This window comes from Capnocytophaga granulosa ATCC 51502 (assembly GCF_000411115.1).
Classification (GTDB): Bacteria; Bacteroidota; Bacteroidia; order Flavobacteriales; family Flavobacteriaceae; genus Capnocytophaga; species Capnocytophaga granulosa.
Map to the genome: position 1 here is coordinate 190,184 of NZ_KE150256.1, position 12,453 is coordinate 202,636.

The 12,453-nt window shown below is 39.0% G+C and carries 11 protein-coding genes; 1 reads left to right on the forward strand and 10 read right to left on the reverse strand.

Features of this window, described 5'->3' with window-relative positions:
* Positions 1 to 499: 499 nt before the first annotated feature.
* From HMPREF9331_RS09795 to HMPREF9331_RS09835, 9 genes are all read right to left on the reverse strand, one after another.
* Entirely contained in the window at positions 500 to 3,544 is a 3,045-nt protein-coding gene (locus HMPREF9331_RS09795) for a tellurite resistance TerB family protein (protein ID WP_016420793.1), read from the reverse strand.
* Positions 3,545 to 4,003: 459 nt separating this feature from the next.
* Complete coding sequence (locus HMPREF9331_RS09800) at positions 4,004 to 5,200, reverse strand: hypothetical protein (RefSeq protein ID WP_144267033.1); 1,197 nt, start codon at positions 5,198 to 5,200, stop codon at positions 4,004 to 4,006.
* Between the two features lie 209 nt (positions 5,201 to 5,409).
* Positions 5,410 to 7,026 (reverse strand): DUF4139 domain-containing protein, encoded by a 1,617-nt coding sequence (locus HMPREF9331_RS09805; RefSeq protein WP_016420795.1) that lies wholly within the window; start codon positions 7,024 to 7,026, stop codon positions 5,410 to 5,412.
* Between the two features lie 45 nt (positions 7,027 to 7,071).
* Complete coding sequence (locus HMPREF9331_RS09810; protein ID WP_016420796.1) at positions 7,072 to 7,479, reverse strand: META domain-containing protein; 408 nt, start codon at positions 7,477 to 7,479, stop codon at positions 7,072 to 7,074.
* Positions 7,480 to 7,530: 51 nt separating this feature from the next.
* Positions 7,531 to 8,004 (reverse strand): META domain-containing protein, encoded by a 474-nt coding sequence (locus HMPREF9331_RS09815; protein ID WP_016420797.1) that lies wholly within the window; start codon positions 8,002 to 8,004, stop codon positions 7,531 to 7,533.
* Positions 8,005 to 8,018: 14 nt separating this feature from the next.
* The gene (locus HMPREF9331_RS09820) at positions 8,019 to 8,366 is read right to left on the reverse strand and encodes a DUF4298 domain-containing protein (protein WP_016420798.1); all 348 of its coding nucleotides are present in this window, start codon (positions 8,364 to 8,366) and stop codon (positions 8,019 to 8,021) included.
* Between the two features lie 328 nt (positions 8,367 to 8,694).
* Positions 8,695 to 8,913, reverse strand: a complete 219-nt coding sequence (locus HMPREF9331_RS09825; protein WP_016420799.1) for a hypothetical protein — start codon at positions 8,911 to 8,913, stop codon at positions 8,695 to 8,697.
* Between the two features lie 23 nt (positions 8,914 to 8,936).
* Positions 8,937 to 10,154, reverse strand: coding sequence for an ABC transporter permease (locus HMPREF9331_RS09830; RefSeq protein ID WP_016420800.1), 1,218 nt, complete (start codon positions 10,152 to 10,154; stop codon positions 8,937 to 8,939).
* Entirely contained in the window at positions 10,151 to 11,308 is a 1,158-nt protein-coding gene (locus HMPREF9331_RS09835) for a cysteine desulfurase family protein (protein ID WP_016420801.1), read from the reverse strand. The genes HMPREF9331_RS09830 and HMPREF9331_RS09835 overlap by 4 nt, the downstream gene beginning before the upstream one ends.
* A 119-nt stretch (positions 11,309 to 11,427) precedes the next feature.
* On the opposite strand from HMPREF9331_RS09835, the gene HMPREF9331_RS09840 reads away from it, so the two are divergent.
* On the forward strand, positions 11,428 to 11,934 hold the full coding sequence (locus HMPREF9331_RS09840; RefSeq protein ID WP_016420802.1) for a hypothetical protein: 507 nt from the start codon (positions 11,428 to 11,430) through the stop codon (positions 11,932 to 11,934).
* Here HMPREF9331_RS09840 and HMPREF9331_RS09845 read toward each other — a convergent pair.
* Positions 11,931 to 12,323: a Cif family virulence factor gene (locus HMPREF9331_RS09845; protein WP_016420803.1), complete on the reverse strand. Its 393-nt coding sequence runs from the start codon at positions 12,321 to 12,323 to the stop codon at positions 11,931 to 11,933. The two genes, HMPREF9331_RS09840 and HMPREF9331_RS09845, sit on opposite strands and share 4 nt — an antisense overlap.
* Positions 12,324 to 12,453: the final 130 nt, after the last annotated feature.

Genomic DNA, 12,453 nt, shown 5'->3' on the forward strand with positions numbered 1-12,453 from the left:
ATCTATATTTCTAATATAACGTGAGTTCGACGTAAGCAAAATTGTATTTTTTCTCCCACAGATTCCACGGATTTTCACGGAGAGAATGATACAACAACTAAGCGTAACTCTGTAACTTCCATGGATAAATAAGAGCTTTGGTTTTATAAAAATCTGTGGAATCCGTGTTTCACATACCCAGTTATGGACTCTCGCTGGCTTTGTGGAAACTTTCGTTATATCAAACTCACGTTAAGTAAGATCTCTCATTTATGCAAAAATGCCATTTCGTATAAATGACACCTTTCTCATTTATGCAAAAACCCTATTTCGTATAAATGACACCTTTCTCATTTATGCAAAAACATGATTTCGTATAAATGATAAAACTAACATGGAAAAAAATGCTATTTTTTTTCCATATTAAAAATTAGTCGTCAGTGGTTAATACTCACTGACGACTAATCTATATAAGGGCGAATTGTCTCACCTACTCTGCTTTCGCGGACTTTATCCCTGACTACCCCTTGTACTTCTCCTCTAATTCTGCAACTCTTTTGTCAGAGAGTTTTAAGAATCCTGCTAAGCGACTAAGTATACGGCGATCACGTTCATTCAAAACACCATCGCATAGAGCCGCCTTATATTCATTGACATATTCTTGTTCTTCAGGGGTAAGAGTACTGCTAGCCATTGCTTGCTCTTCTAGCTCCTTAGCTCGCGCCTGAGAGATACCAAAACGAGTGCGATAACGTTCCAATATATCCCGTTCTTTGTTATCTATCATGCCATCGTCTTGGAGCATGAAGTGTACTTCTTCCAAGTAGCGTCTTTCCTCGTCCGAAAGGGCACTTTGAGAAGCGGTGTAAGGTGCGGCCTTTGGTTCAGGTGCTGGGGCTGTCTCTGTATAAGGAATGTCTTGAGCGAAAGCATTCATTGGCTTAAAGGTTACATGAATACGTACAGCGTAGTCCCTATTCTTTTTTATCTTGCTTTCGCTGCGATAGCTACTGCTTGACTTTCGTGAAGAAGCCTCACTATGCCCCGCAGTACTGCTTTTATCCTCATTGTAGCTAGCCTTAAAGCCAAACTTTCCTATTCCTAACTTTCCACTAATGTCAAAGTGAGCATTGTTACTAGACACTTCCTCAAAGAGGTTATCCAATTCCTCATTGATAGAGGCTATTTCGGAGACACTGAGGGTTTCACTTTGGGAAGAAGAAAGGGTCTCGCTATGGCTGAGCATATTTCCATTAAGGCGCTGTTGGGCAATACGTTGCCAAGTATATTCGTTAGGATACCATATTAGGTCGTTAGGTACATAAGGTTTTTGCAACGGATCAAAGGTCTGGTTACGCCCCATTCTTAGGAAATTCCTAAGCGAAGAGTTCATCACGGCCTCTTGACTTTGGTCTTGCTGATAACCTCCTTCTCCATAGTTGCTACCGCTATTAGCATGGCTGGAGCTACCGCCTACTTCAGCATTGACAAATCCCAAATTAACTCCTGCACTCCCTCCGTATTGGTTATTATTGCTTCGTTCGTTATAGTTGCTATTTCGATTGTTCTGCCCATGGCTTTGTTGGCTACGAGAAGCCTGCTGGCTACTTTCGTCCTCCACTACTTCATAGGAGATAGAGGTAGCCCCTAAGCACTGTAGGAAGTAGAAAAACTCATTGAGACGGTCGTTCAATAGCTCATAGTCATAGTTTTCTATAGGTAGATAGCTATCCGTTTTGTAAGGGTGAACAATATAGGAATGGTTAATCTTAGGGTGCGACATAGGGAAATGCACCTGTGGGAGATTATCATAATTGAGCAAGGTCAGGTGATCGCTCTTAAAGAGCCTATCCGTTTTTGCTATGGTAATGATATTTCTGTCCTTTACTGGGATTTCCATAAAATGTGTCAGGAAGTTTTGGTAGTTTTCCTTTTGCCTGTCACGGTATCGTTCTACTATTTCAGGACGTTCTTTTTCTTTTTCTATAGCCACTACTTGTTCGTTATCTTGTGCCGCTAAGTAATATTGTTTGTCTAAAGTGTAGATAAGGGATCTTGCTTTAAGGAAAGCTCCTAGACAACTTTCTTGCTCTGATTCTTCAGCTTTTTCGATATATTCTTGAAAACGTTCGAACTCTCTAAAAGCATTTTCTCTTTGATTAAGTCCAACAAACGCACTGATTCTTAAAAAATAGTAATCAGACATTGCATATAGAGAAAGTAAATCTTCTTTTTGTATCCTTTCAAGAGTGTTTAATAACCTTTGATATTCTTTTTGTACAAAATATTGTTCAGCTTCTTCTCTATATGTATTTAATCTTCTTTCTTTTTCAAGTTTTTCTGGATTTACAATATAATCAATAAAGAAGTCTGTATAGAAACTAGCAAAATATAGAATAGGAATAATAACATCATTTTGTTTTTTGCACCTAAATAAATAAGCTCCTGTCTCTTCTGTCAAAGTAAAGGTAGGATCTTTTTCTAAAAGACCTGCTTGTTCTTTATTTATATTATTAACTGTAAAAACTCTTGCTATATCATCCCAATAAAGAGTATAATAAGAACAATAGTCTGTTTCTTTTCCATTAATTTCATCAATTCCACAAAAAGATATAAAATCACTTGTAATACAAGTAGAAAAACTATCCTTATAAGGACTTCCGTTATTAGTTTTGCCTTCATTACACTGATAATATATCGTATAGATAGGATAGTCCTGACTTAAATAGTGCCATTTACGCACTTTCTGTTCCAATTCTATAGGCATAGGGACTCCAAAACCATCTCTTAATACACCATCTAAGTTAGTATATATATTTTGCTCATTGGGATTATCTTCAAAAAACTCTCCCATTTGATTCATTCCTCGTATCTCTATAAGATTTCTTATAAACGCCTCTCTTTTCCTATTTCTCTCTGTACTTCTATAAAGAAGCTCAAAGGCAGGTTTGGGAGTTCTTAGTAACCCCCAACCAAACTGAGCAACTTCCTTGTTGATTATACTATTTAGAAAATCTGAAGCCCCATACCTCGCAAAATAGACTATAGGAATATTCAAAGACCAATTACTCCTGGTATAAAATGAAATACCATCACACTCATCGCATAACTGAAAAGCAGGATCATTATACATATTATTACTACCATTCTCGTATAATGTATTATCTTTTGCCTCTATTAGTGATTCTCTTCTGAGAAAATAAAATTCTCCTCTTTCTACTTCCTGCCCTCTTCTTTCTATCGTTGCTCTAAAAGAAAGTATATCTCTTGTCAAACAAGAGAAAAAGTGAAAATAGCCACTATCTCCATTATCCCACTCAACAGGATGTTTTCTATGAAAAATCACATAAGGAGTTGTGTCAAGATCTGTATCTCTTATTCTTTCTCTATTCCAATTACGGATTCTATTTTCTATGTTTTTAGGGATCGGATTTCCTTTTCTATCTCTTAGAGTACCATCTAAGTTGGTATAAATATAATCGTCCTCATTATCTGACTCCCATTTATCCACGCCATAAGCCTGAATATTAAGCCTAATAATTTCTTCCATTGAATAATTTGCCATTATTGTAAAGTTTAAAGATTTGTCTATTATAACTTCCTTTAACTCCTCCAGCACTTCAGCAATCGTATATAAACATAAAAAAGCGTAAACATTCCTTTTTATGCTTTTGTTATAGAAGCCCGACCAAAGGCTAACACCAAAAAGCAAAAGGAATGCCCACGCTAAAGGTAGGCATTTCCACTTTTACTCTCCCTGGTGTTTTTAAAAATTGGTCGTTTTCAGAAATCAGGAATTTGTAAAGCGAAACGCTATATGTCGTTTAAGTTATTGTATTTTATTTTCTATAATTTTATCTTATTTTTGAGATACAAAAGTACAACTATTTTTGTAAATTTACAATTTTTAAAAATGAATATTTATGTTTGTCCTTGTTAAAAAATATAATATCCACAGATACAATACTATAAGGTTTGACACTCTCTGGCTTTCCTTCTCTAAAGCATAGGCATCTACATAAGTCTATTGATTAGAGAACTGACTGACTATATCATTCAAAAAATCATATATTTGGTAAGTAAGGAGAGCAAAGTAAGGAGGCGTAATTATAACTTCCTCCCCTGCCTTGAGAAAGAAAATATTTGCAGGTACTTCTGCTTCTCTCCATATAATAAAAGTAGGATCATCTAACAAGAGATTAATATTGTCTTTCTGTACTCCCTCAAGAACTTTTATTTCCTTGATAGCATCCCAAGAAAGTCTATAGAAGGGAGAAAAAACTGTATCTTGTTCCCCATTTACTTCAAATATAGCTCTAAAAGAAATTGCTTCAGTTGTGATACAAGTAGAGAAATTAATGATAATTTCTTTATTTTCCGATTGAAAACAATAACTAAATACTACATAAGAAGGAACATAAGGGGCTAAGCAATGCCAATCATACAAGCGATTTACTTCTTGTAGGGGCATTGTATTTCCCTGATTATCCTTTAGCTCCCCATCTAAGTTTGTATATAGATTGCTATTTTCTAAGACAATATACTTATCAAGATTGTGTTTTTCAATACATTCTTTTATAATGGTTTCCCTTATCTTATTGGTTTCTTCTACATATTCTTGCTTAGGTATAGGTGTGCTTTTACTACCCCATTCTACAGAAAAATTTTCCTTATTGATAATACTATTGAGAAAGCCTTTTGCATTAAATCTTGAAAAATAAATTGTAGGAACATTCAGTCTTCTATCTTTGGTATAGAATAATGTCCCATCAGAATTTTTGTATAGCAAAAAAACAGGATCATCCTGCATATTATAAGGATCTCCTTTGCATACTTCAGTCTCTTCTACCCCTATGAGTTCTTCCCATGTAAAATAATAAAAAGTTCCCCGTTTTACTTCTCGTTCATTTTTATCTATTGCTACTCTAAAAGAAATTGTTTTTTCTGTTAGGCAAGTAGAAAAATGACAAAAACCAGTCCCTCCATCTTGGTAAGTCACAGATTTCTTTTTATAGAATAGGACATAAGGAATTGTAGTTGTATCCTGCAAAATATCTTTATGCCATTGGCAGACTCTAACCTCTAATTCTTCAGGGATTAGCTCACCCTTTACATCTTTTAGACTCCCATCTAAGTTGGTATAAATACAATCATTTTCATCATCCGTCTCCCATCTATTAACATTATAGTTCTTTATATTAGTCCTAATAATTTCTTCCATTGAATAATTCCCCATTTTTTCATTTTTTTAGTTGTCAATAATTAGTTATGCAAATCAATTAAAAACTTATATTCCCTATTTCATTAAGACACAATAAATTGCGTCTCTACGGATGACTATGCTCATCAGAAGTTGTCTTAGCCAGCGTTAGGGTAGAGACGCAATTTATTGCGTCTTAGAAAGTTAGCAACTAATATTTTAACTAACCCCTAATTCACTATCATATCCTTAGGGTATTTTAGCTTATAGCTGATTCGGAAAGTTTTGGTCTCGTTGGGCTTGAGAGAGACCTCCCAAGTGAGGATATGGGTTTCTTCAGCTACAGAAGCATGAGAACTTTCTAAAAGTTCTACCTCTATACTCTTTTCAATAGAAACTGGATATTGGTCTTTGAGAACAAGATTTACAGGCTCTTTCTTGTTGTTGCGCAAGATAATATCATAGGTAAATATCTGTTCTTTGTTGGCTGAAATAAATTTCGTCTGAGACTTATCCACTACTTTTTCACGTTTTACACTAATCTTCTTGTCATTACCCATGGTTATATTGAGTGTTTCAGTAGTTTGGTTAGGATCTATATAGGTTTTTCCTACATATAAGCCCTCAAAGACAATATTTGCCTCCCCTGGCAAGAGATTATACTTAGAATAATCCTCTATCGCAGCCACTAGATACACTTCCTTATCCACTCGTGGGGCAGTATAGTACTTATAGGCAGCTTTGAGCTGTAACTCTTGTAGGGAGATACTATGTACCTTACCATTGGAAAGGATATCGTAAGGCGTATCTATATCAAAGGAAATATTGAGTTGGTTTTCTGAAAGTGCTGTATAGTGTGCCATAGTGGATTCTTCCATATTAACCTCTTCATCTTTGGCAATTTTCTTTCTAGAGAGGTCAGCCAAAGGAGCCGCATTAGAGCGCAATTCCATTCTAGCATTACTGAAATCACGAGGACGTCCAGTCTGTACAAACCAAGTTTTCAGTATAGGAAATTGGTTGCTTTTGTTAGGGTTGCCGCTGGAGAGGGAGAGCTTGATCCCTTTCCAATCTACCCCTGTGTTTTGGGCGATTTGCCCTTTGTAGAGCAGGTGAATAGGCTCGGCGAGCTTTTCTCCACGTAGTTCATAGGACGGATACCAAGTAGCCTGTGTAGAGATATAGCTCACTTGGAAATCAGCCTTTTGTGCCACAGGCGACATCAGCTGGAGAATAATCTTCCCATTGGAGAGATGCTCTTGCTTGGAGAGATTGGTATCCAACTTGGCATTGAGCTTAGTTATGGCAGCTGAGAGTGTTTCTTCCTTTGTCTTGATTTCATCTATGCTATTGAGCAGCTCTATACGCTTGGAGGTATAGTAGTCCATCACTTTGGGAATATCAGAGAGAGCAATACCATCTAGATGACCTTGTAGGGCATTATTATCGTCCAAGAAACTAATGGTCTTCTCCTTGGAATAGCGTTCGTTACGACATTTTTTAAGTTGGTTATCTAGGAGGGTCAAGCTATCTTGTACCCGCCTGAGGGCAGGAGCGTATCTTTCGGTATCGTATTCCTCCATATATTGGTTGGTAAATTGTGCGGAGAGTACCGTTACGCTGGAGGGCGCCAATACACGGATCGTCTCTTCCGAGAGCGTGTTGGCAACATTCTTAATCACCAATTCACTCGTTCCTTTAGGAATATTAGCCGAAGCGGTATGGGTAAGTGCTGCCCCAGTGAAATAGACTGTTGCCTGCTTTATCTTCGCTTGGGTAAAGGTTGGTTTCTCCTGCGCTATTATAGGCAAGGAAAGGGCTATTACAGCCAAGAATAATCTTTTCATCTGTTATTTTGTTCGTTATCCGCTGTTTAACGGTATTAATCTTTATTATTTTTTAATCATCTTTACGACTTCCTCGCCTTGTTTGTTGAGCAACGATAGGGAATTTTCCTGTATTTTATAGGTAGCTACTTCTTGTAGGGTTTGGAAGTAAGCATTTTCTATATTATCCGATAGGCAGAGTATTCGAGTAGCTCCAATTGCTGAAAAGGAAAGTGTCGTAGAGGAGCAACTCTCTAAGGAAGCAAAATAGTTATTACAGCCACTATTACCTGTGATACGATTTTCCTTAAGATCTATCTCCAGCGTGGGCAAGGGAATAGAAGTAGCTGGGGCTACTCCTCGTAGTGTCTGTAACGTCCATTCCCCTTGTAATTGTAAGGGTGTATCTGGCTTCTCTTCTATTTGCTGTGTAGCAGTACAAGAGAATAAAAGTAGTGGTAATAGGTATTTCATAAGTAATCAGTGATGAGTAGTCAGTGGTCAGTTCCCAACCACTGACTGTTGTTATGGTCTTGTTCCTTTGTCAAGGATTAAGAGCTTCTCTCCTTGTTTGTCAAATAGGTGTAGGTGTTCTCCATCTAACTTATAGGTGGCTACTTCGCGCAAGGCAGATTGGAAAGCTTCTTGGTATTCTATCTCTGGGCAGTATCTAAGAGTAGAGGCTATCTCTCCGAAAGAAAGCTGCTTATCGGTAAGGGTCGCTATAGGAGCTGAAAGGAGGTTACAGCTATCACTTCCTGATATAGTTTTTTTATTCAAATCAATATTCAGATAGATACTTTGGGTATTCTCTATAAGTTTTACTCCCTTGATATAGTCGGCCTTCCACTGTCCATCAAGGGGTGGAATAGGTGCAGGTCGTTCTGCTGAAACAGCAGGTTCGGCTGAGGCATCTTGGCTTTTTTGAGAGGTTTGGTTTCCGCAGGCTTGCATCATAATAGCAGCAATAATAAGTAGACCTAATTTCTTTTTATTCATATGTTTTTTTAAGTTTATTCTTTCCATTTTTTATCATCAATGGCTTGTATAAGTTCTTTATAGCCATCAGCTAAGTCAAACTCGGTACCTATAGCGCCGAAGATAGCATCTTGGGTCAGCACCCATTGGGGTACCTCATCGGGTATTTTCCCATCATTGCTGTCAAAATAATCGTCTCGCCATAGGGGGCTATCATAGTAGGTTACCAAGGTTTTGAAATCGTCCTGTAAGGCCTTCCATTCCTCCAGGAGAGTTTCAGCCTTGGTAAGGGTCTGTTCCACTCGGCTAAGTATCTCACCCATACGGCGAATATGTTCGTAACGTTCTTCTGGGTGTTGCTTATAATAAGTTGATAAATCCATGTTTTAATTGTCAATTATCAATTGTTAATTGTTATTCTTCTCTTACAATCCAATTTTCAGCAGCTTAAGTTTCGCAAGCTCTGTAATCAACTGATTCTCAAAACATCCCCCCTACCCCCCCTCAAGGGGGGAGTTAGTAAGTAGTAGAGGTTCAATAAGTTATAAAAGGGAAATTTTCTAATTTAATAAACAAATTAGACTATTTCAACGCCCTTAAAGCTCCCCCTTTGGAGGGGGGTTGGGGGGAGGTTTTTACAAATAATTGTTTATCAGTTACTTGCAATTTTAATAGCAACCTAAAAACGACTTGCGAAACTTAAATCAGCAGTTAGTCTTCAAATCTTGTGGTTTTATCATCAGGAAAAGCACCAAAGAGATTAAAGAATTCCGTGTCTTCTTTTGCCTTTTTATCTTCTTTATGTGCTGCTCTATCTTCCTCCTTAAGAGATAAGGTAATCCGCTCAATAAGTTCTAATCGGGCAAACCTACTAAGTCCCTCAAACAAACGAGCATAGGTATTTACTATATTTTGTTCTACAGTTGTCATTAGTCATTAGTCATTTGTCATTATCACTCGTATCTTAGTGCTGTAATTGGTTCCAAATCAGAGGCTTTGCGGGCTGGATACCAACCAAAGAATACCCCTGTAATGGTACAAACCAAAAAGGATAGTACTATAGAGTAAAAAGTGATACTCACAGGCCAGCCGATAAAGGTATTCACTACATAGGTAGCTAAAAGCCCAATCACTACTCCTACTACCCCTCCTGTGATGCTAATCAGTACAGACTCTATCAAAAACTGCGCCAAAATATCCTTCCCCTTAGCGCCAATGGCCATGCGCAAACCTATCTCCTTGGTACGCTCTTTGACCGATACATACATGATATTCATAATTCCTATCCCTCCTACAATCAGCGAAATACTTGCTATAGCCACAAGGAGTATGGTAAGCATCTCAGAAGTTGAGGAAAAGGTTGAAATGAGCTCCTGTTGGGAGAATACATTGAAATTATTTTCCTGGTCAGCAGCAATATTATGGGTGCGCTCCAGTATAGTCTTTACTTGATTAACGGCATTTTCAGCTTGGTCTTCTGTAATTACTGAGGCGACGATAGACTGTAAATAGGTCTGAGCCAAAACACGCTTCTGTACTGTTGTATAGGGAGCGATGATGATATCGTCTTGGTCTTGACCAAAGTTGCTTTCGCCCTTAGCGGCCAATATCCCTATGATTTTGAAAGGAATATTCTTAAAACGAATCGTCTGCCCAATAGGTGAATCCCCTTCAGGAAAGAGATTTTTCTGGATCGTACGTCCTATAACTACTACCTTCGATAGGTTGTCTATCTCATCTTGGCCAAACATAGCGCCTTCCTCCACTGCCCACTCTCGGATAGGGAGATATTCCGTATTGACCCCATAGATAGAAGTTGGCCAGTTATTTGCCCCTACAATGGCCTGCCCATTACCACTGACCACAGGGGTAATATACTTAAGTAGCGTGGCTTCATTCCTTAGGGCTAAGTAGTCGGTCATCTTGAGTGACTGCATATCGGTATTGTTGCGTACCCCGCCAAACATACCCGCTCCTGGACGTATATTGAGCATGTTGGTGCCCATTTTGGAGATATTCTCTTTGATGCTCTTCTTTGAACCCTCTCCTATGGCAAGCATGGTAATTACTGAACCCACCCCGATGATAATCCCCAACATAGTGAGCAAGGTACGGGTCTTGTTCAGCAATATAGCTCGCCAAGCGATGCGAAATAAATTATTCAAATTCATGCTAAGAATTCTTTGAGTGTTTCTATTACATAATCTACCTCTTCCTTGGTGTTATAGATAGAGAAAGAAAAGCGTATATGTGCCTCTGGCCACTGCTCTTCGGGGAGTATCGCCCTGAGTACATGGGAACCCTGAGCACTACCACTTTGGCAGGCACTGCCCTGACTACAAGCAATCCCTCGCATATCCAAAAAAAGCATCAGTACCTCGGTCTTCTTCAGCTCTATCGGAAAAGAAATATTCACTATCGCATAAGAACTTTCCTGTAAGTTGGCACTCAGGCCATTGAAATGTACTTGAGGAATCTCTTGGGTAATCTGCTGTATGAAATACTTCTTAATCCCCTCCACATAGGCGCGTTCCTTATCCATATGCTGATAGGCCAAAGAGAAAGCCTCCTCCATACCCACTATATTATGGATACATTCGGTACCTGCACGTCGGCCGCGTTCTTGTTCGCCTCCAAAGAGTAATGACTTGACATTCACCCCCTTGCGAATAAAAGCAAATCCTACTCCCTTAGGCCCATAGAACTTATGAGCTGAGACCGAAATAAAGTCTATCGGAACAGAAGAGAGGTCTATAGGGAAGTGTCCTACCGCTTGTACCGTATCACAGTGAAAATATGCTTTATGCTTCTTGCATATCTCGGCTACCTTGGCCACAGGGAGTATATTGCCGATCTCATTATTGACGTACATGAGGGAAACCAGCACTTTCTCATCAGGAAGGAACTGAGAGAGGAGCTTGTTCAAGTCCTCTATATCTGGGGTACCACTAGGCTCCAGCTCCACCATGGAGACCTGTATACCATATTCGTTTTCAATAGATTGCACTGTATGCAATACCGCATGATGCTCCGTAGGGGAAGTGATAATCTGGGTGATGCCCAAGTCTCGTACGGCTCCCTTGAGAATCATATTAATAGCCTCCGTACCGCTAGAGGTAAAGATAATTTCTGAGGCTGTAACGCCCAATTCCTTAGCTATATTCTTGCGTGCTTTTTCAATAAGTACCTTGCTGGCACGGCCGAAACTATGTATAGAGGACGGATTTCCAAAGCTGTCAAGCGATGCCATCATTGCCTGCTTGACCTCTTCTCGCATAGGAGTTGTGGCCGCATTGTCAAAATAGACTTTTTTTTCTCCACTCATGCTGTGATTTTTTAGGCACAAATGTACGAATTAATTTTTATTACGACGAAAATATTCCCACATCATTTAGAAAAAAATCATTATTTATTTGTACCTTTGCCGCATATTTTGAAGAAAACATGCGCACTTATCTCTTATTTATATCCCTCTGTTTAGGGCTACTTATAGGCTGCAATGACGGCGATTATACAGTAGAACGTATCACTTTCACTGGTACAGAGGCTCACTCTTGTACCCAAGATACCACCACTACTTTCCTCTATAAGACTCAAGGAAATGAAGCTCTTATCCTACAGTTCAGAGCCAACCTACTGAAGAACAAGGTAGATTCTATCTCTGGCAACATAGGCAATGGCTATACACTACTATACCGTACCTTTGATAGTGCTCCTACAGCCACCTACTTCTGTACCTCTCCCCCACAGACAACCCCTAAGGTTACCTCAGAGATACAAGCCCAAGGCGGTACGGTGATTATCACCACCCGCCAGGTGAGAGATACTGTTGCTGGAACGGTCAAGTACAACCATCTAATTCGTATTCGCGACCTTGTACTCACCAACGAGAATGGTGAGCGATTGGTAGATCAGAATTTTAACTTCGGTACTTACCAAACCTCTCGCTAAGGCTGGGTCGGAACTGCTTCTTGTAGGTCTAGCGTAACCTTCCACTGCCCTTCTATTTGGCGTACCTTGAGTTGCTTATAGGTCTCCTCAGCAGAGATACTATAGGTTACTATGGCACTCTGCGGGTCGGTAGGGGTTACTTCTATGACCTTAAAGTCTATTTTAGGATTTTGAGGGATTTCCCCTTTATACACTCCTAGCATCTCTTCTATTTGGGTCATTCGGGCAATGACAGTACTATCACCATAAAGCTTGGCTTGGGCAAAATCATTCTTATTCACCGCTGTAATAAATCCTTCTACAGCAGCCTCTGGGCTGTTCTGCTGCTTGTGATTACAGCCTATCAAGGCAAAAACCAGACTTGCGGTTGCATACAAATAATATTTCATAAGCTTAATCTGCTAATTAGTTGTGCAAAAATACGATATTTTCAAGGCAAAGTCAAGAATAATCTATTAAGAGATAAAAACTTTTCTCTTTCCACGCTTCTCTCTTTAATTTTTTGTATCTTTGTACCTT